This is a genomic window from Duganella sp. BJB476 (genome assembly GCF_003416895.1).
Lineage (GTDB): Bacteria > Pseudomonadota > Gammaproteobacteria > Burkholderiales > Burkholderiaceae_D > Rugamonas.
On sequence record NZ_QVIO01000002.1, the window covers coordinates 313,929 to 333,355 of the forward strand.

The 19,427-nt window shown below is 64.4% G+C and carries 19 protein-coding genes; 10 read left to right on the forward strand and 9 right to left on the reverse strand.

The features are described from left to right. From D0T21_RS10900 to D0T21_RS10915, 5 genes are all read right to left on the reverse strand, one after another. Positions 1 to 708, reverse strand: a complete 708-nt coding sequence (locus tag D0T21_RS10900; RefSeq protein ID WP_199538453.1) for a LiaI-LiaF-like domain-containing protein — start codon at positions 706 to 708, stop codon at positions 1 to 3. Further along, positions 705 to 1,082: a LiaI-LiaF-like domain-containing protein gene (locus D0T21_RS10905; protein ID WP_116989819.1), complete on the reverse strand. Its 378-nt coding sequence runs from the start codon at positions 1,080 to 1,082 to the stop codon at positions 705 to 707. The genes D0T21_RS10900 and D0T21_RS10905 overlap by 4 nt, the downstream gene beginning before the upstream one ends. Before the next feature lie 106 nt (positions 1,083 to 1,188). Continuing rightward, positions 1,189 to 1,347 carry a hypothetical protein gene (locus D0T21_RS32210; RefSeq protein WP_199538452.1) on the reverse strand — a complete coding sequence of 53 codons (159 nt, stop codon included), beginning with the start codon at positions 1,345 to 1,347 and terminating at the stop codon, positions 1,189 to 1,191. A 139-nt stretch (positions 1,348 to 1,486) separates the two neighbouring features. After that, complete coding sequence (locus tag D0T21_RS10910; RefSeq protein WP_116989818.1) at positions 1,487 to 2,368, reverse strand: LysR family transcriptional regulator; 882 nt, start codon at positions 2,366 to 2,368, stop codon at positions 1,487 to 1,489. A gap of 40 nt (positions 2,369 to 2,408) precedes the next feature. Continuing rightward, positions 2,409 to 3,026, reverse strand: coding sequence for a hemolysin III family protein (locus D0T21_RS10915; RefSeq protein ID WP_116989817.1), 618 nt, complete (start codon positions 3,024 to 3,026; stop codon positions 2,409 to 2,411). Positions 3,027 to 3,303: 277 nt separating this feature from the next. On the opposite strand from D0T21_RS10915, the gene D0T21_RS10920 reads away from it, so the two are divergent. The 5 genes from D0T21_RS10920 to D0T21_RS10940 all read left to right on the forward strand — a co-directional run bounded on the left by D0T21_RS10920 (position 3,304) and on the right by D0T21_RS10940 (position 9,888). After that, positions 3,304 to 3,699: a BlaI/MecI/CopY family transcriptional regulator gene (locus D0T21_RS10920; RefSeq protein WP_116989816.1), complete on the forward strand. Its 396-nt coding sequence runs from the start codon at positions 3,304 to 3,306 to the stop codon at positions 3,697 to 3,699. Continuing rightward, positions 3,696 to 5,360 (forward strand): M23/M56 family metallopeptidase, encoded by a 1,665-nt coding sequence (locus D0T21_RS10925; RefSeq protein WP_116989815.1) that lies wholly within the window; start codon positions 3,696 to 3,698, stop codon positions 5,358 to 5,360. Before D0T21_RS10920 ends, D0T21_RS10925 begins: the two co-directional genes overlap by 4 nt. Before the next feature lie 87 nt (positions 5,361 to 5,447). Further along, positions 5,448 to 7,577, forward strand: a complete 2,130-nt coding sequence (locus D0T21_RS10930; RefSeq protein WP_116989814.1) for a TonB-dependent siderophore receptor — start codon at positions 5,448 to 5,450, stop codon at positions 7,575 to 7,577. 14 nt (positions 7,578 to 7,591) lie between these two features. Then, positions 7,592 to 8,701, forward strand: coding sequence for an acyltransferase (locus tag D0T21_RS10935; protein WP_116989813.1), 1,110 nt, complete (start codon positions 7,592 to 7,594; stop codon positions 8,699 to 8,701). Between the two features lie 122 nt (positions 8,702 to 8,823). After that, the gene (locus tag D0T21_RS10940; protein WP_116989812.1) at positions 8,824 to 9,888 is read left to right on the forward strand and encodes a patatin-like phospholipase family protein; all 1,065 of its coding nucleotides are present in this window, start codon (positions 8,824 to 8,826) and stop codon (positions 9,886 to 9,888) included. Here the strand turns inward: D0T21_RS10940 and D0T21_RS10945 are convergent, their stop codons facing one another. Next, on the reverse strand, positions 9,889 to 11,577 hold the full coding sequence (locus D0T21_RS10945) for an FAD-dependent oxidoreductase (protein WP_116990061.1): 1,689 nt from the start codon (positions 11,575 to 11,577) through the stop codon (positions 9,889 to 9,891). A 66-nt stretch (positions 11,578 to 11,643) separates the two neighbouring features. Then, on the reverse strand, positions 11,644 to 11,991 hold the full coding sequence (locus D0T21_RS10950; RefSeq protein ID WP_116989811.1) for a hypothetical protein: 348 nt from the start codon (positions 11,989 to 11,991) through the stop codon (positions 11,644 to 11,646). Between the two features lie 195 nt (positions 11,992 to 12,186). Here D0T21_RS10950 and D0T21_RS10955 point away from each other — a divergent pair, with 195 nt between their 5' ends. Further along, positions 12,187 to 13,224, forward strand: coding sequence for a type II asparaginase (locus D0T21_RS10955; RefSeq protein ID WP_373886670.1), 1,038 nt, complete (start codon positions 12,187 to 12,189; stop codon positions 13,222 to 13,224). On the opposite strand, the gene D0T21_RS10960 is transcribed toward D0T21_RS10955, so the two are convergent. Continuing rightward, complete coding sequence (locus D0T21_RS10960; protein WP_116989809.1) at positions 13,218 to 13,853, reverse strand: flavin reductase family protein; 636 nt, start codon at positions 13,851 to 13,853, stop codon at positions 13,218 to 13,220. The two genes, D0T21_RS10955 and D0T21_RS10960, sit on opposite strands and share 7 nt — an antisense overlap. A gap of 95 nt (positions 13,854 to 13,948) precedes the next feature. On the opposite strand from D0T21_RS10960, the gene D0T21_RS10965 reads away from it, so the two are divergent. Together D0T21_RS10965 and D0T21_RS10970 are read left to right on the forward strand one after the other, a co-directional pair. Beyond that, positions 13,949 to 14,668, forward strand: coding sequence for an ABC transporter substrate-binding protein (locus tag D0T21_RS10965; protein WP_229211437.1), 720 nt, complete (start codon positions 13,949 to 13,951; stop codon positions 14,666 to 14,668). 80 nt (positions 14,669 to 14,748) lie between these two features. Beyond that, on the forward strand, positions 14,749 to 15,183 hold the full coding sequence (locus tag D0T21_RS10970; RefSeq protein WP_116989807.1) for a GNAT family N-acetyltransferase: 435 nt from the start codon (positions 14,749 to 14,751) through the stop codon (positions 15,181 to 15,183). On the opposite strand, the gene D0T21_RS10975 is transcribed toward D0T21_RS10970, so the two are convergent. Then, complete coding sequence (locus D0T21_RS10975; RefSeq protein WP_116989806.1) at positions 15,180 to 15,671, reverse strand: septal ring lytic transglycosylase RlpA family protein; 492 nt, start codon at positions 15,669 to 15,671, stop codon at positions 15,180 to 15,182. The genes D0T21_RS10970 and D0T21_RS10975 overlap by 4 nt on opposite strands. Positions 15,672 to 15,796: 125 nt before the next feature. On the opposite strand from D0T21_RS10975, the gene D0T21_RS10980 reads away from it, so the two are divergent. Together D0T21_RS10980 and D0T21_RS10985 are read left to right on the forward strand one after the other, a co-directional pair. Continuing rightward, the gene (locus tag D0T21_RS10980; protein WP_116989805.1) at positions 15,797 to 17,230 is read left to right on the forward strand and encodes an aldehyde dehydrogenase family protein; all 1,434 of its coding nucleotides are present in this window, start codon (positions 15,797 to 15,799) and stop codon (positions 17,228 to 17,230) included. Between the two features lie 169 nt (positions 17,231 to 17,399). After that, the gene (locus D0T21_RS10985) at positions 17,400 to 19,337 is read left to right on the forward strand and encodes a CocE/NonD family hydrolase (protein WP_116989804.1); all 1,938 of its coding nucleotides are present in this window, start codon (positions 17,400 to 17,402) and stop codon (positions 19,335 to 19,337) included. The last annotated feature ends 90 nt before the right edge of the window (positions 19,338 to 19,427 follow it).

Genomic DNA, 19,427 nt, shown 5'->3' on the forward strand with positions numbered 1-19,427 from the left:
CTAGTTACGCACTTCCAGGCCGCCCATAATGGCGTAGCCGCGGATGATCAGGCGCTTGTCCGGCGAACCGGGAGGCACGGTCTTTTCTTCAAAACCGCCCATGATGGGCGTGCCTTGCAGGACCACGGTCCAGTCGATCGGCACCTTGATGGTGATCCCGCCGAACATCGCGAACACATTCAGCACCGCCTCGCCGTTGATCGAGCTTTGGCGCAGGTCCAGGTCGCAGCCGCCCATCACCGTGGTGATCTCGCCGCCACGGAAATCCGGCGACGTGATGCGGCGCTTGAAGCCGCCCATGACGGCCGTGATGTTGATGACGGCGTCGTTGCTGGTCGTGTCCAGCATGTCGCCACGCTGCTCGAACAGCCAGCGGCTGTTAGGAGAGCGGAACACCACCGACAGGCCGGCGGCGATCAGCAGCACCGGCCACAGCGAACCCCAGCTGATCGAAATGAAGCCGGTTTCCTTCAGCAGCATCATGCTGCCGACCAGTATCAGCGCACCGCCGACGATGGCGCCGGACGGCGACCGGGTTTGCAGCACCTTCAGGATGCCGAAGAAGATCAGCGCGGTTGGCCACAGGTGCAGCGTAAATTCCAGGTCCAGCCAGCCGAGGTTATCGAGCAGGAAGATCATGCCCATGGCCACGACGAACAGCCCAACGACCATCTGCGAGGCCGGATTCCTTTGACGTTTGTCTCTCATTTCGGCTCCCTGGTCGCTGCGAAGATATTGTCCAGCAAAGGCCGCAACAGCATGCCGACGCCGGTGGCCACCACCAGCGCGGGCCAGGTTTCGCCGAAGCCCAGGCCCCAGATGTGGTTGAACGATACGTACCACCAGCCGGCAAAGAAGATCTCCCACAGGCCGCTGAGCAAATAGCGCGGCGTGGTCGGCGGGATGATTTTGGTGAGGCCGGAAATGACCAGCAGCCAGGGCCACCAGCGCCAGAAGTTCATCGGGTTGAAATCCAGTTCGATGATATCGGCGCGGTCCAGCAGCAGCACGCAGCCGAAGATGATCAAGCCGGTGCCCCAGACGATTTGCTGGCGCCAGCGGTAGGCGGTGTGAATACTCATGTTAGTCCCCCAAGTCGGTATGGATGTAACAATACCGGGGAACGGCTGGCGGGGAAACCGCTATTCGGCGAACGGCGGAAAAGGGACGGTGAACGACGAAAAGGCGTCAGCAGCGGCCGTTGCCGGCCTTGGCTTCGAACATCAGCATGCCCCAGCCCAGCTGGCGCCGGATCTCTTCCGGCGTAGGCGGCGGCTTGACTTCATGCGAACGGCGCTCCAGGTAGGCGCGCACCAGAAACTTCGATGGATGAGTGGTCTGCGACATGATGGCCTCCCGGCGACGACGCAATGTTGGTGCCGATACTTGAGGCTATCGGCTCACCTGCTGCCGGTTTCCCCAGCACGCAAGGCCAGTGTAGCGCCGCACCGGAGGGCTATCTGTACGGCGCCGCACACTGGATGCCTCAGAGCTTTTGCTGCAGGAACTCGAGGAAGCAGCTGATGCGCTGGGCCAGCTGGGTGTTGCGATAGTAGACCGCATGGATCTGCTGGCAGTAGCCGGTGTTGGCGTCCACCAGGATGGGCACCAGGCGGCCCGCTTCGATGTCGGCACGGGTCATGAAGTCCGCCAGGCAGACCACGCCCTGTCCGGTCAACGCCAGCTGGCGCAGCGTCTCGCCGCTGGAGGCGGCGATCGACGGCGTGATCGGCAGGCTGTTGCCGGCCGCGTGGCGCAGCGGCCAGTTGTTGCCCTGCTCGTACTGGGCGAAGCCGATCAGCGAATGGCGCGCCAGGTCTTGCGGCGTTTCCGGCGTGCCGTGGCGGCGCAGGTAGTCCGGGCTGGCCAGCACGTGCAGCGGGCTCGAAGTGAGCGCGCGCGCATGCAGCGTGGAATCGGTCAGCGTGCCGATGCGGATGGCGATGTCGGTGCGGTGCTCGATCAGATCGGTGATCTGGTCGTTGCTGCTCAATTCCAGCTTGATCTCCGGGTACATGGCGCGGAACTCGGCCATGTGCGGCACCACGCAATGCAGCATGAAGGGCGACGCGGCGTCCACGCACAGGCGTCCGGCCGGCTTCTGGCGGCGGATGCGGATCGATTCCTCGGCTTCTTCCATGGCGCCGAGGATGGCGCGCGCGCGTTCGAGGAACAGGTGTCCCTCTTCGGTCAGCTCCATGCGGCGCGTGGTGCGCGTCAGCAGCGACGTCGCCAGCTTGTCCTCCAGCCGCGACAGCGCGCGGCTGACACCGGACGTGGTCTGGCCGAGGTGGACCGAGGCGGCACTGAGGGTGCCGCTGTCGATCACGGTGATAAACGTTTTCAGGTCGTCGGAATTAATATCCACTGGTGCTCTACTCTCGAAATCCAACAGTTGTACAGGTGCTTCACGCTACATACAGCAAGACCGCGCCGAAATGGCAAGCGCTGCCGCCCAGCACAAACAAGTGCCAGACGCCGTGGCCGTAGCTCCATTTGTGGTCGGTGACGAAGAAGGCAATGCCCACCGTGTACACCAGGCCACCGGCCGCCAGCCAGGCGAATCCGCTCCAGCCCAGCGCGTCGATCAGCGGGCTGGCGCCGATCACGCCCACCCACCCCATCGCCACGTATATGAGCAGCGACAGGACGCGCGCGCCCTTGGCAAACCAGATTTCCTGCAAAATGCCGATCACTGCCAGGCCCCAGACCACGCCGAATAGCGACCAGCCCCACGGTCCCCGCAGGCTGACCAGCGTGAACGGCGTGTAGCTGCCGGCGATGAGCAGGTAGATGGCGCAGTAATCCATCTGCCGCAGCACGTCTTTGGCGCGGCCGCGCAGGCTGTGGTACAGCGTCGACGTCAGGTACAAGCCCAGGAGCGTGGCGGCATAAATGCTGAAGCTCACCACTTTCCAGGCGTCGCCGGTGCGCGCCGCCAGCACAATCAGCAAGGTGCCGCCGATTGCCGCGAGCGCGGCGCCCACGGTGTGAGTGATGCTGTTGAAGCGCTCTCCGTAATACATATGTGTTTCCAATACAGTGAGGCAGCGGCGGAAGGCTGCGGCCCCAAGCATTGTATAGCGCATTTCATAACGGTGCTGCCGGCTTCATGCGAAGACCCACGCCACGCTACCTTGCGGACTGTCCGGCACGACCGTACAGAATTGGCAATTAGCAAAAACTTAATCGTAACATATAGAGAATTAATATAAAGCAATGTTACAAATTTTTAGACAACAGATTGACTGGTGTGCGACATGTGTCGCATAATCATCCCATCTGTCGCAAAGAGGCCTAGCCATGTCCACATCCATCCCTATCCCGTCCGTCAGCGAGCTGACCTTGCTCAAAGCACTATGGAAACAGCAGCCGTTGAGCGCGCGCGAGCTGCATGACGCCGTCGCCGAAGAACTCGGCTGGTCGTTCTCGTCCACCCGCAAGACGCTGGACCGCATGCTCGACAAGCAGATGCTGGCCCAGCACACGGCGCACGGCGTCAACGTCTACAGCGCGCGGCTGGAAAAAGTCGGCACGCTGGCCGCCTTCGCCCGCGATTTCGGCACCCGCGTGATGGAAATGGCGGCGCCGCTGCCGGTCACCATGTTCACCGGCAGCAAGCTGGTGGACCAGGCTGAATTGGCGCAGCTGGAGCAGATGCTCCAGGATTGGCCGTCCGACGAGGCCGGCAAGCCATGATGCTGGCCTATGTGATGCTGTTCAAATGGATGCTGGCCAGCGTCAGCTGCCTGCTGGCCGGCGCGCTGGTGTGGGCGGTGCTGGTGGTCGCGCTGCGCCGCTGGCCGGCCTTGCTGCCGCGCCGCGCGCTCTGGCTGGCGGCGCAAGCCGTGACGGCCGGCGCCGCGTTGCTGGCGCTGCTGCCGCACAGCCCGCAGCAAAGCCTGGCGCCGACGGTGACGCTGAGCGCGGCCGAATCGTCGGCTATCCGCACCGGGCTGCCGGCGCTGGCGGGCGTGGCGCAGGATGGCGTATCGGCAGTCGACCGGCAAGGCGGCGCGGCAACCGGAGCAGCGGAACCGGATGCCGCAGCCGGCGATATCGATCCGCCTTCCCTCACCCTGCTCCTGCCCGCGCTGTGGACCTTGGTCTACGCCGCCGGCCTGGCGTGGATGCTGGCTCGCCGGCTGCGCGCGCGGCGCGTCTGGCGCGGCTTGCTGGCCACCTCGCAGCGCCTGTCGCCGCAGGATTTGCTGGCACACGGCGCGTTCGACAGCGCCCAATTGGCGGACATCGCCCGCCATCGCCTGACCGTGATGGAAACCGACGCCGCCATTTCGCCGATGCTGGTCGGCGTGCGGCGCCCGGTGCTGCTGCTGCCGCGCCACCTGCGCGGTTTCAGCACCGAGCAGCAGCACATGGTTATCGCCCACGAGCTGCACCACTGGCGTGCGCGCGATCCGCTGTGCCTGGGCGTAGCGGCCTTGCTGCAGACGGTGTTCTGGTTCAATCCGGCGCTGCGCTGGATGAACGCGAAAATGGAATGGGCGCTGGAACTGATCTGCGACCAGCGCGTGCTGGCGGGCCGTCCGCAACAGCAGCGCAAACAGTACGCCGCCGCCCTGCTGCTGCAATGGAAAGCGCAAACGGCCGCCATGCCGACCGGCGGCGTGGCCTTCGGCGGCATCGACGGCGCCACAGCCGCCGCGCGTATCCGCCAGATGCAGCAGGCAGCACTGCCGGTGCTGAGCAGCGCGGTCGCCTGGAGCATCGCCGCGTTGATGATCGCCGTACTGGCCGGCGGCGCCATGCTGCAACCGGCGGTGGCGTTCAACACCGGCCAGCAGCCGTACGCAGTGCCAGTCCCGGCGCAAGTCCCGCCTCCGGCTGCGGCATCGATTGAGGCCGCGCCTGAAGCTCCGGCTGCCACGGAAGCCAAACCCTCGCCCGCCGACGCACACTGGCGCTACCCGCTGGACAAGATGCGCGTCACCGGTCTGTTCGGCGTGCGCCGCACCGTGCTGGTGACGCCGCACAAAGGCATTGACATCGCGGCGCCGGCTGGCACGCCGGTGCATGCGGTGGCTGGCGGCGTAGTCGTCAGCGCCGGCGTGCTGACCGAGAACGGCGGCCGCTACGGAAAAACGGTGATCCTCCAGCACGGAGCGCAACGCACCCTGTACGCCCACCTGACCAGCATGAACGTCAAAGCCGGCGCCACGGTGGAAGCCGGACAGCAGATCGGCACCGTCGGCGAAACCGGTTTCGCCACCGGTCCGCACCTGCACTTCGAAGTCCGGCAGGACGAGGAATTCATCAACCCTGCCACCAAGCTGGCCAACCTGGACGCCTACACCACCAAACGCGCCTTGCGCCTGCGCCAACAGCAGCAAGGCTACTAAACCCACGCCACCGATGTCCACCAGGCCGCAGCCTCCACGCTGCGGCAAGGGGGACTGTCGCCCGCGTTTTTGAAAACAAGGAAGAATATGCAGCCACACCATATCGCCGCCAGCCTGCTATTGATCGCCGCCAGCGCGCATGCCGCCGACAGCGAGCCGCAGCAAGTGAAAGTCAGCGGCCAGCGCGCCGACCAGCGCCAGCGCGAAACCACCACCAGCATCGTGGTCGACCACGACGAGATCATGCGCCAGGGCGACCAGACGCTGGCCGATGTGCTGAAACGCCTGCCCGGCATCAGCATCACCGGCGTGCCCGGACGGGGCGGCACGATCAGCATGCGCGGCCTGGGCAACGGCTACACGCAGATCATGCTGAATGGCGAACCGGTAGCGGCGGGCTTCTCGCTGGACGCCTTAGAACCCGAGACGATCGAGCGCATCGAGATCATGCGCAGCGCCACGGCTGAATTCAGCAACCAGGCGGTCGCCGGCGCGATCAACATCATCCTGAAGAAGACCGTCAAACGCGGCCAGCGCGCGTTCAGCGCCAGCCTCGCGCGGCAGGCGGGCGTCGATACGCCCGCGCTGTCGGCGACGTTGTCGGACCAGGACGGCCGCCTGGCCTACAGCCTGGCCGCGACGCTCACCCACAAGCGCAGCGAAGCGCCGTTCACCGATCTGGAAGAACGCCGCGACGCCACCGGCGCCGTCCTCGAACAGCGCCGCACGCAGAAGACCGAATCCGGCCATACCGACGCGTTAACCCTCGCGCCGCGCCTGAACTGGACGCTGACCGGCGGCGACACGCTGACCTGGACAGGCTTCGCCAATCTGCGCCGCGTCGACAACGTCCACGGCGAGAACGAAACGGCGCTCATCGGCCCGCACAGCGAGTACCCGCGCAGCGTCGCCAACTTCGTCGCCAATTTCGCCATGCTGCGCAGCGACCTGAATTGGACGCACCTGCTGGAGAGCGGCGCCAAACTGGAGACCAAACTGGGCGCGAGCAGCAACCGCCGCAGCGGCACTTTCGACTTCAACGGCATGGACAGCGACGGTAAGCCATCGGGCCGCCACCACGTCGACTCCGGGCCGTCGGAAACCAGCGTCACGATCAGCGGCACCTATCGCCACCCGGTCGGCGAGCGCCATGCGATCGCGCTGGGCTGGGATGCCAGCCGCGCCGCACGCAGCGAAGACCGCAACGAAACCCTGTTCGACGCCAGCGGTGCGCAGACCGGCGGCAGCAACGCTGACTATCGCGCCAACGTCAACCGCCTGGCCTTGTTCGCGCAGGACGAATGGCAGGTCACACCGCACTATTCCCTGTACCTGGGCCTGCGCCACGAACGCCTGAGCACCGCCAGCCGCGCGGAAGCCGCCAACGCGCCGGACGCGCTGGACCTGCGCTCGCAGGTATGGAGCCCTTCGCTGCAATCGCGCTACGAGTTGCCGAACAAGGATGTGCTGCGCTTGGCCATCAGCCGCACCTACAAGGCGCCGCCGCTGGTCAAGCTGGTGCCGCGCCGCTACACCAACGACAACAACAATAACGAAACCAATCCCGATGAACAGGGCAATCCCAATCTGCGGCCGGAGCTGGCCTGGGGCATGGACGCGGCTTACGAACACTATCTCGGCGCGGGGGCGCTGCTCAGCGCCAGCACCTATGTGCGGCGCATCCGCGACGTGACCTTGACCCGTTTGTTCCAGCAGGACGGCGAATGGGTCGAAGCGCCCTTCAACAGCGGCAACGCCAGCGTGCGCGGGATCGAGCTGGAAGCCAAGCTGCCGCTGTCGCCCAAGCTGGACCTGCGCGCCAACCTGGCCCGCAACTGGTCGCGGGTGGACAGCGTGCCGGGGCCGGACAACCGCCTGGAAAACCAGGTGCCGTTCACGGCAAACCTGGGTGCCGACTATCGCCTGCCCGGCGCGGCGTGGACCTTCGGCGGTAACCTGAACTACCAGGCCGGCGGCCCGGTGCGGCAATCGGCGCTGGTGCAAATGAACACCAGCCCGAAACGCGAGCTGGATCTGTATGGGCTGTGGAAGATGGATGCGAAGACGCAGTTCCGCATCTCGGCCAGCAACCTGCTGCGCCAGCAGTCCAGCGAATCGCACGAATACGTCAATGAAGACGGCCGCGGCCGCCGCTACCGCATCTCGCAAACGCCGACCAGCGCCACGCTGCGCATCCTGCTGGAGCATCAACTTTGAACGGATATCGACCAATGAGAAACAACCATATCGACACCCTGCGCGGCGTCGCCATCCTGTGCGTGCTGGTGCTGCACTTTACGCTGGCCTACGGCTTGAAAAATAGCCCGCTGGGCGACATCCTGCCAACCTGGCTATTGCGCGCGGCGCTACAGGGCAACTTCGGCGTGACGATGTTCTTCACCGTATCCGGCTATCTGATCACATCGACATCGCTGCGCCGCTGGGGCAGCCTGGCGCAGATCGATATCCGTACATTCTATTTATACCGTTTCGCGCGCATCATGCCTTGCCTGCTGCTGGCGTTGGCGATCATCGTGGTATTGGGCAGCTTTGACGTGCCGTTCTTCTCCAACTCGGACGGCGACGTGGACCGGCCGGCCAGCTACTTCTTCGTCGCCGCCGGTTCGGTGCTGACGTTCTGGCACAACCAGCTGATGCAAACCGCCGGCTACTTCAACTACTGCCTCAATGTGTACTGGTCGCTGTCGGTCGAGGAGATGTTCTACCTGCTGCTGCCCTTGTCATGCCTGCTGTTGCGCCGCAACTGGCTGATCGTACTGCTGTGCTGCGCGGCCATCGTCGCCGGGCCGGTTTATCGCAGCCAGCATACCGACAACGAGATTTATTTCATGTACGGCTACCTTGCCTGCTTCGACGCCATCGCCATCGGCTGCCTGACGGCGATGCTGGCGCAGCGCGAAGTGCCGAACGCGCGCCAGGGACGCGTGCTGCGCATCGCCGCCGGCGTCGCGCTGGCGGCGCTGTACCTGCGCGGCATCGAAAGCCACGAGGTGTTCGGCTTCACGCTAGTTGCGCTGGCGAGCGGGGTTTTCCTGCTGGGCAGTTCGGCGCAAGCGCCGGCGGCGCAGCGCACGCCGCGCTGGTCGCTGTTGCGCTGGTTCGGCCAGCACAGCTACGAAATCTACCTGTTCCACATCATCGTCCTGGCGGCCATGCGCAACGTGGTGGACAAAGTGCACCTGAGCTACGGCGCCAGGCTGCCCTGTCTGCTGCTGTTCCTGTGCCTGACGGCGCTGGCCGCCGCCCTGGTCGCCCGCTACGTCTCCGAACCGGCCAACGCCGCCCTGCGCCGCCGATCACCTGGTGAACGTTACGCGTAATGAAATAGACGGCGGCCGTCGTCAGTTTCCATCGGCGTAGCGCCTGCTGTGGTATGGTTCGGTTTATGACGCAAGCACAAATTCAACCTTGGCAACAATCGTATAAACCGTATAAACGCTGCATGGTACTGGGCGGGGGCGGTTTCCGTTTCGGCATCTACATCGGCATGTACGCCGCGCTGCGGCAGGCCGGCCGCGCTCCCGATGTGCTGCTGGCCAGCTGCGGTGGCGCGATCGCCGCCACCATCATCCACAACCTGCCCGACCCGGAAGCGCAGCGCGCCTGGCTGTCGTCGCCGGAGATGTACCAGTTCTGGTGCAGCCTGAAATCGACCCAGCGCGCGGACCTGATGGGCAGCTTGATGCGCGCCGCCAAGCGCAAGCTGTCGACCGCCAGGGCGCCGGTGATCCCCGACCTGTTCGGCGATTATCTATTCGAGATCCCGCCGCAGCTGCCCTTCCCGCCCGCCACCGGCACGCCGGAAGTGGATGTGGCCATCATCGGCGGCAAGCTGCTGTTCGACGAATCGGACGTCGGCCAGCCGCGCGCGGGACGCAAGCTGTTTGCGCAAACGGTGTTCTGCGGCGAACAGGCGGCGGCGCTGCTGCACAACATGCAGTCGCCGCTGAGCGACGCCCGCTGGGGCCAGCATGCGGTCGCGCAGGACTTGCTGGTCGACGGCAGCGTGCCGCTGACCGACGCCGCCCGCATCTCCATCGCCGACATGATCTACTTCCGCTGCCAGCAGCATCGCGGCCAGGAATACATCGGCGGCGTGCTGGATCTGTTCCCGGTGGAGATTGCACGCCGGCTGGGCGCGGAAGTCGTCATGGAATTCAAGGAGGCGTTCGACCAGGTGTTTGCGATCCCCGCCTGGCGTTCGGTGCTGGGCATCGACGGCAACGCGCGCCTGCGCTACGCCAACATCCACCTGGCCGACATGCGCATCGATACCTCGGACGTATCGCTGGTGCTGGCCAAGCAGCAGTTGCAGCAAAAGCTGGACTGGCGCCGCAACCGCATCGAGCTGGCGATGCCGCCGACCTACGACACCTTCGTCCAGCACATGAACGACCAGTGGCAGTACGGCTACGACCGCGCGACAGAGGCGCTGGCGCACCCGCCGGGCAAGCATCCGGCGATCCGCCGCTCCACGCGCTACAGCAAGCCGCTGCGCAGCGTGTGATCAGTCGGAGGCCAGCACCTGGTGCAGCGACTGCACCGCCGCCGAGCCTTCGCCCACCGCCGCCGCCACCCGCTTGACCGATCCGCTGCGCACGTCGCCGACGGCGAAGATGCGCGGCCGGCTGGTTTCCAGGAAGTGCGGGCTACGCTCCAGTGGCCACGACGCCGCCGGCACCTGCGGCCCGGTCAACACGAAGTTCTTATCGTCCAGCGCCACGCAATCGCCCAGCCAGGCGGTGTTCGGCTCGGCGCCGAGGAACAGGAACAGATGGCGCGCCGGCGCGGTCTTCACCTCGCCGCCGGCCGTTTGCCAGCAGATGTGTTCCAACTTGTCTTCGCCTTGCAGCTCGACGATCTGCTTGCGCGTGTGCAGTGTGATGTTGGGCGCGGCCTCGATGCGCTGGATCAGGTAGCGCGACATGCTGGCGGCCAGGCCGTCGGCGCGCACCACGATGTGCACGTGCTTCGCGTGCGCGGCCAGGAACACCGCAGCCTGTCCGGCCGAGTTGCCGCCGCCGACGATCACCACTTCCTCGTTGGCGCAGAAGGTGGCCTCCATGAACGAGGCGCTGTAGTAGACACCCCGGCCTTCAAAGCGCTCCAGTCCCGGCAAGTCCGGCTTGCGATAGCGCGCGCCGGTGGCGACGACGATGGAACGGGCGCGCAGCCGCTCGCCGCTGTCGATGGCGATCTCGAAATCCGGCCCCTCGCAATTGACTGAGCTGACGCGCACCGGCACCGCCACTTCGGCGCCGAACTTGCGCGCCTGCGACAGCCCGCGTCCGGCCAGGGCCTGGCCGGAAACGCCGGTCGGGAAGCCGAAATAGTTTTCGATCTTGGAGCTGGAGCCGGCCTGGCCGCCCGGCGCCTTGGAGTCGAGCACCGCCACGCTCAGTCCTTCCGACGCCGCATACACCGCGGCCGCCAATCCGGCCGGGCCGGCGCCGACCACCACCAGGTCGAAGGTGCGGCCGTCGATGTTGTCGGAACTGAGGCCGATGCCGTCGGCCACCTGGCGCAGGGTCGGCTGGCGCAGCACTTCGCCGGACGGCGTGACGACGGCCGGGATGTCGGCCTCGGTGACGCCGAAGCGTTCCATCAGCGCCGCCGTTTCGGTGTGCAGTTCGGTGTCGAAGTAGGCGGTGGGCTGGCCGTTGCGGGTCAGGAAGTGGCGCAGCACCAGCGTCGCCTGCGAATGGCGGGCGCCGAACACCACCACGCCACCGGCCTGGTCCTGCATGTAGGCCACGCGCCGCAGGATGTAGGCGCGCATGATGGTTTCGCTCAGCGCCGCTTCCGAGATTACCAGCGTGCGCAGCGATTCTTCGCTGATGACGATCATTTCGCTGTCGGCGATGGCGCGGCCGGTGGCGACGGCCGCGCGGCCGGCCAGCGTGCCCATCTCGCCGGTGAACATGCCGGGACCGTGGGTGCTGAGGATGGCCGTGCCGAGCGCCGAGGCGCGCTCGATCTCCAGCGCGCCGGTGATGATGACGTACATCGAAATGTGGCGGTCGCCCTGCTTGAACAGGATGTCGCCGGCCTTGAAGCTTTGCCGCTCGCCATAGCGGCTGAGCAGGTCGAATTCGGCCGCGCTCAGCGTCGGCAATATCTGGTGCAGGCGATTGGCGATATCGGTCGATACCGCGATCGGGAGTTCGCCCTTGCCTCCCGCGGTTCTTGGTTCCATGCCCATGCGTGTCCTCAGTCAGTATCCGCCCATGATAGCGCTAAACACGCAAGGCGACAGGCCGGGCTAGCGGCACAGCTGGTTCCAGTTTTGTTCGAACTCGGCCGGCGACACGTCCTGCGCCAGCAGGGTCAGGTCGCGCGCCACCGAGATGTAGCGCTGGTAGCCGATGTAGGTGCCGAAGGCGTCCTTGGCGTTAAACTCGCCGCACGTGGCGCCGCCCTTGCCGACCACCTGGTTGCGGAACATCGCCGACGACGGTTCGCGCACCTTTTCCTTCACATACTTCTCGCCCAAACTGGTCAGCGTCGCGGCTTCTTCTTGCCGCTTCTCCGCCGCGCTCTTGCCGCAGGCGGCCAACACGGCCATCAGCGCCAGCACCGCGACCCTGCGCGTGGTGTTAGCAAAATTCATAATATTTCTCTTTTTTAATTTTCTTACAGCAATTATCTATGCAAACATGATCTCACACCACCCATAACGCGGCAACGGTGCGCATTGTTGACAGCCGGGCTATTTGTTACTATCTCAAGCTTTAGAACCAGATCAGGAGATCGCATGACCCACCCTATGCCCGCACGGTTCCTCAAGGCAGTGTTAGCCTGCGCAATGTTGCTTAGTGCCTATGCCGGGGCAGCAGAAAAGGCCGCAGCTCCGCTGGCCCATGTCACCATCCTGGCCACCGGCGGCACCATCGCCGGCAGCGGCGCCACCAGCACCACCACGGTCGGCTACACCGCCGCCACGGTCGGTGTCGAGCGCCTGATCCAGGCCGTGCCGGAACTGGCCAAGGTGGCCCAGGTCAAGGGTGAGCAAGTGTTCCAGATCGCCAGCGAAAACATGAGCAACGAGCATTGGCTGACGCTGGCCAAGCGCGTCAACGTGCTGCTGGCCCAGCCTGATGTGGATGGCATCGTCATCACCCACGGCACCGACACGCTGGAAGAGACCGCCTACTTCCTGGACCTGGTCGTCAAGAGCAAGAAGCCGGTCGTGCTGGTCGGCGCCATGCGTCCGGGCACCGCGCTGTCGGCCGACGGTCCGATCAATCTGTACAACGCCGTGCTGCTGGCCGCCAGCCAGGAAGCCGTCGGCAAGGGCGTGCTGGTCGCGATGAACGACCAGATCCACGGCGCCCGCGACGTCACCAAGACCAACACCTCGACCCCGGACAGCTTCAAGACGCCGGAACTGGGCATGCTGGGCTACTTCCAGGGCAACAAGCCTTACTTCTACCATGCGTCGACCCGCAAGCACACGGTCGACACCGAGTTTGACATCAGCAAGCTGGACGCGCTGCCGCAGGTCGACATCGTCTACGGCTACGCCAACGTCAGCCCGGTCGCGTTGAATGCGCTGGTGGCCGCTGGCGCCAAGGGCATCATCCACGCCGGCGTCGGCGACGGCAGCCTGGCGTCCAAGGTCCTGCCTTCGCTGACCGCGGCCCGCAAGCAAGGTGTGCTGATCGTGCGCTCGGCCCGCGTCGGCCAGGGCATCGTGGCCCGCAACGGCGAAGCCAACGACGATGAGCTGGACTTCGTGGTCTCCGATACGCTGAATGCGCAAAAGGCGCGCATCCTGCTGATGTTGGCCCTGACCAAGACCAGCGACAGCAAGGAAATCCAGCGCATGTTCTACACCTACTGATCCGCCTTGGGATAGTCTGGCCGCCGCATGCGGAACAGGCTATCCCGCTTGATCTCGAAATAATCGGCCGGGCCGCCGCCACGCAAGATGGTCTGCGAGCCCGCCGTGTCGTACACGCCGTCGCGCAGCGAGCTCTGCGCGATGTGCACGCCCACCACTTCCCCCATGATCAGCCAGCCGTCGGTCGGCGCGCCGGACGCGTCTTGCAGGCGGATGATCTGCGTGCATTTGCATTCGAAGGCCACCGGACTTTCCGCCACGCGCGGCACGCCGACGATGGTCGAAGGCGCCGGCGTCAGGCCGGCCAGCGCGAACTCGTCCACTTCCGGCGGCGCCGGCGCGCAACTGGCGTTCATCGCCTCGGCCAATGGCCGCGTTGCCAGGTTCCACACGAATTCACCGGTCTGCTCGATGTTGCGCAGCGTGTCCTTGCGGCCCTGGCTGGAAAAACCGATCAGCGGCGGCGTGTAGTTAAAAGCGTTAAAGAAACTGTAGGGCGCCAGATTCAGCGTACCGTCGGCGCCGCGCGAGGAGATCCAGCCGATCGGGCGCGGTCCGACGATGGCGTTGAAGGGGTCATGCGGCAGGCCGTGGCCCAGCGCAGGCTGATAGAAATAGCGGTCTTCCATGGTGGCTCCAAATGACGCGCGCGCGCCGATGGAACATTTTCGCATACGGTCACGGCCCCTGCCCGGGCTACCGGTATGATAGCCGTATGAGATTGATGACTTTATTTTTCACCGTCCTGATGCTGATGGCGCCAGCCCGCGCCGGGGAGTTGGTCTACGTGGTATCCATGGGCAGCGCGATGCCGATGACGGATTTCCGCAATGGCGTGCTGGTGGGCGGCTTGCTCAAGGAGTTCGGCGATGCGCTGGCGCGCGAGCTGCGCCTGACCCCGCGCTACCTGACCGTGCCGCGCAAACGGGTGGAGGCGCCGCTGGCCGGCGGCCAGGCCGACATCCTGTGCGACCTGCGGCCTGAATGGCTGGATGGCAAAGACTGGTTGTGGTCGGAGGCGATTTTCACCAACAACGAAATCGTCACCACCCGTATCGATACGGCGGCCGTGCGCCGCGTTGGCGAGTTGCGCCGGCAGCGCATCGGCACCATCCTCGGCTACCGCTACGCCCACCTGGAACAGCCGCTGGGCGAGGAATTCATCCGCGACGACGCCGCCAGCGACGACCTCAACCTGTCCAAGCTGTTGCGCAAGCGCTTTGTCTATATGCTGACCAATTCCCTGTATTTCGATTACCAGCGCAAGGTGCACCCGGAGCGGGCCCTGCTCAATCCGGTGGCGTTCAAGGTGTCGTCCTTTGATACCTACTGCGCCCTGCCGCAGCGGGGCAAGCTGAACTTGCCGGCGCTGGACAAGGCGATCCAGGCGTTGAAACGGCGCGGCGAGATCCAGGCCATGCTCGCGCGCTTTCGCCCAGGTTAAGCAACAATTTATACAAATCTTTGCTTGTATTCCTATTGTGCGCGCCCTAGGCTAAGTGTTTCCCTTAGCCTGAAGCACTTATGCCCCTGGAATTACAATTCGTCCCGCTCAAGTCAGCGATCTCGGCCAAAGTGCTGCACGACTACCGCCAGGATGCCAACTGGCCGAACCCCGAATTGCCGCCTAACCCACGCGGCAGGATCGTCTGGGTCAGCGTGGAAACCAAGGGCAAGCAAATCGCCATCGCCCGGCTGGAGCTGGCGCCGCCTGAATTTTGCGCCGTCAGCGAGCTCATAGTCCGCAGCAAATACCGGTCGCAGGGTGTGGGCCGCTGGTTCATGCATCGCATCGAACAATATTGCAACAGCTTCGGCGTACGCCGCCTGATGCTGGAGCCGGCCAACGGCAGCGAAAAATTCTACGAGTCCTTGTCCTTTCACAACGATCCTTACATACCGACGTTGCTGAGAAAAGACATCAATCCGCTGCTACCGAAAGTGTTTGTGGCGCCTTAGTGCGATTTCTCGGGCGGGACCGATGCGGCCTCGGTCTTGGGCGGCAGCTTGAGCGGTGTGACAGCCACCGGCGCCACGCCTTCCTCCTTCATGTCCAGCTTGTCGGCGGTCTTGGGGGTGACGTCGATGATGCGGCCGTCCACATACGGGCCGCGGTCCTTGACCACCACCACCTCGCTCTTGTTGTTGTCCAGGTTGGTGACTTTGGCGACCGTGCCCACCGGCAGCGTCTTGCTGGCGGCGGCATTGCTGTCGGGTTTCATGGGTTCGCCGTTCGCCATTTTCTTGCCATGGAAACGGCGGCCGTAGTAGGAGGCCTTGCCCTTGCGGGTCTTGCCGGAGCGGTCGAGATGATGGCCGGATGGCGCGGCTTTCGCCGCCTTTTCCTTCTCCACATGAGCCTGCTTTGCGGGCGGCGCGGCCTGCACATTTGCGGCCAGCAGCAGCCACAACACCGATACCGGCAGCAATTTGCGCAGCGTCTTCATAGGCCGCATTGTAGGCCGTTTGGGCGGCACGCCACGCCCGATAGATCATACTAATCAAGCGCTTGCTTGCTATAAAAATTGCAGCAATAATGGTCCTCCAACATATAAGAACAGGGACAGCGGCGATGAATGAAGCGGACGTGCAGCAGGTCAGCAAGGCATTCGAGGCCCAGCAGGCCACCGCGCTGCGCTGGCGGGAATCGAGCGCGGCCGAGCGCATCGCCCGCGTCAAGCGCCTGCGCGACGCGCTGATGGCGCAGCGCGAGGCGTTCTACGAAGCCTTCCAGCGCGACTACCGCAAGTCCCCGGCCGAGGTGGAAGCGTCCGAATTCCTGCCGGTGATGGAGGAAATCCGCCAGGTGCTGGGCGCCCTCAAGCGCTGGATGAAGCCGCGCCGCCACTGGCCCACCACCACCATGCTGGGCACCTACGCTTCGGTGCAATACCAGCCGCGCGGACGGGTGCTGATCATCGCGCCGTGGAACTATCCGCTCAGTTTGTGTTTCGGCCCGCTGGTGTCGGCGCTGGCCGCCGGCAACACGGCGATCATCAAGCCGTCCGAGATGACGCCGGCCGTGTCCGCCCTGATGGCGCGCATCGTCGCCGAGGTGTTCAAGGCCGACGAGGTGGCGCTGTTTGAAGGCAGCCAGCCGACTTCGCACGCCCTGCTCCAGCTGCCCTTCGATCACATCTTCTTCACCGGTTCGCCGTCGGTGGGCAAGCTGGTGATGGCCGCGGCCGCCCGGCACCTGGCCAGCGTGACGCTGGAACTGGGCGGCAAATCGCCCACCATCGTCGACGAAACCGCCAACCTGAAGCTGGCGGCGGAAACGCTGATGTGGGGGAAGTTCCTCAACAACGGCCAGACCTGCGTGGCGCCCGATCATGTGTACGTGCACGCCAGCGTGAAGGCCCAGTTTGTCGCCGCCTGCCGCCAGGTGCTGCAACAACGATACGGCGCCGACGCGGCGGCGCAAAAGCGCAGCCCCGACCTGACGCGCGTGGTCAACCAACGCCACACGCAACGGCTGGCCGGACTGCTGTCGGACGCGGTGCAACGCGGCGCCGTGGTGCACACCGGCGGCGAAGTCGACGAGGCGCAATGCTATGTCGCGCCGACGCTGATCGAGCAGATTCCGGCCGGCGCGGCTATCCTGTCGGAGGAAATCTTCGGCCCGCTGCTGCCCATCATCGAATACCGCGAGCTGGACCAGGTGATCGCCGCCATCAACGCCGCGCCCAAGCCGCTGGCCTTGTATGTGTGGAGCACGCGCCAGGCCAATATCGACAAGATGCTGAAGCAAACCAGCTCGGGCGGGGCCTGCGTCAATCACTGCGTCGCGCATTTTGCGCATGGCAATCTGCCTTTTGGCGGCGTCAACAATTCCGGCATGGGCAGCGCGCACGGCGAGTATGGCTTCAAGACTTTTTCGCACGAACGCGCGGTGCTGCGCGCATCGCCGCTGATGCTCATCAAACTGTTCTTCCCGCCCTACACGCAAGGCCGCTTGCGCCTGATACGGCTGGTGGTCGACTCGCTGAAGCTGCCGATGCTGTGAACGCCGGGTTGTTAACAAATTCTGTGGATAAGGCTGTTAACAAGCGTCAATCCAGGTAGCCAAGTGACTGTTTAGAAAGGGAAAACTTTCGCTGCGCAAAATTGTCGCAGCCAAAGTTATCCACTGGCATTACACTGGGCGGGTTTGACTTCTCATACACAAGGAATTCATGAAACCGCGTCTTACTGCCCTTGCCCTCGCCCTGATACTGGGCGGCCTTTCCTGCCATGCCGGCGCCGCCGATGCGAGCGCCGCGCCGAAATACAGCCTGCGCGAACACTACACCAAGTACGAATTCCGCATCCCGATGCGCGATGGCGTGCGCCTGTTCACCGCCGTCTACGTGCCCAAGGATACCGGCAAGAGCTATCCCTTCCTGGTTCAGCGCACGCCGTACAGCGCAGGCGTGCAGTCGGGCGGCGAGCTACACTACGGCGTGGACTACTACCCTGAACACATAGGCCCTTCGCAGGACTTCGAGGACAGCGGCTACATCTTCGTCAAGCAGGACGTGCGCGGCCGCTACATGTCCGAGGGCAAGTGGATCGAGATGACGCCGCACGTCAATCCCAACCGCGCCAAAGGCCAGGGCAACGAGAGCGAGGACATGCACGACACCGTCGAGTGGCTGCTGAAAAACGTCGCCAACAACAACGGCAAGGTCGGCATCCTGGGCACCTCCTACCCGGGCTTCTACACCTCGGCCAGCATCATCGATTCGCATCCGGCGATCAAGGCGGCGTCACCCCAGGCGCCGGTGACCGACCTGTACATGAACGACGATTCCTATCACGGCGGCGCCTTCATGCTGGCGGCCAATTTCGATTTCTACTCGGCCTTCGTGGAAGCGGAAAACCCGACCCCGCTGCCGAAGACCTGGGATCATTTCGACTACGGTACCGCCGACGGCTACGAGTTCTTCCTGTCGCACCTGACGCTGTCCAACATCACCGGCACGATGACGCCGAAGCAGCGCGCCCTGCTGTTGCCGACCATCGAACACTCAAGCTACGACGAATTCTGGAAAACCCGCAACATCGCGCCGCACCTGAAGAACATCAAGGCCGCCGTGCTGACCGTGGGCGGCTGGTACGACGCCGAAGACCTGCAAGGCCCGCTGACCACCTACAGCAGCATCAAACGCAACAATCCCGGCATCTACAACGGCCTGGTGATGGGCCCGTGGTCGCACGGCGCCTGGGGCCGCGCCGACGGCAAAAACCTCGGCTACATCAAGTTCGATGCCAAGACTGGCGAGCAATTCCGCAACAACATCCTGTATCCGTTCTTCGAACAGCACCTGAAAGGCGTAGCCAACAAGAACGTGTCGGAGGTCTATGCGTTCGAGACGGGCAGCAATGTGTGGCGTAATTATGCCGCCTGGCCACCCAAGCAGGCCCAGCCGCGCACGCTGTTCCTCGGGCCGAACGGCACGCTGAACTGGAAGCAGCCGGCCGCGGGCGAGGCCTACGACGAATATGTGGCCGATCCGCGCAAGCCGGTGCCCTTCACGGCCTATCCTGCGCTGGGTGCACCGAAGGAATACATGGTCGGCGACCAGCGTTTCGCCTCGAGCCGGCCGGACGTGCTGACCTACCGCAGCGAAGTATTGGAAGAGGACGTCACGCTGGCCGGCCCGGTCAAGCCCAAGCTGTTCGTTTCCACCACCGGCACCGATGCCGACTGGGTGGTCAAGCTGATCGACGTCTATCCGACCGCCTACCCAGGCGCGGGCGAGGACGACGAGCGCGGTCCGGACGTGCCGAAACCGACGTTGACGATGGCCGGCTATCAGCAACTGGTGCGCGGCGATCCGCTGCGCGGCAAGTTCCGCAACAGCTTCGAAAAACCGGAGCCGTTCACGCCGGGCAAGGTGGAAGCGGTCAACTACGCCATGAGCGACGTCAACCACACCTTCCGGCGCGGCCACCGCATCATGGTGCAGATCCAGAGCTCCTGGTTCCCGCTGGTGGACTTGAATCCGCAGACCTTCGTGGATATTCCGAAGGCCAAGCCGGAGGACTTCCAGAAGGCGACGCAACGCGTGTACCACGCGCCGGCAATGTATTCCGGCATCGAGGTGCTGGTGTTGCCCGGCTTGCGCTGATCATTGCTTTGGGGGCATAATTCAGTTGATAACGATTCTCATCTAGCCAGCAAAACTCTCGTCCGACGAAGTAGCCAGCCGCACACTACT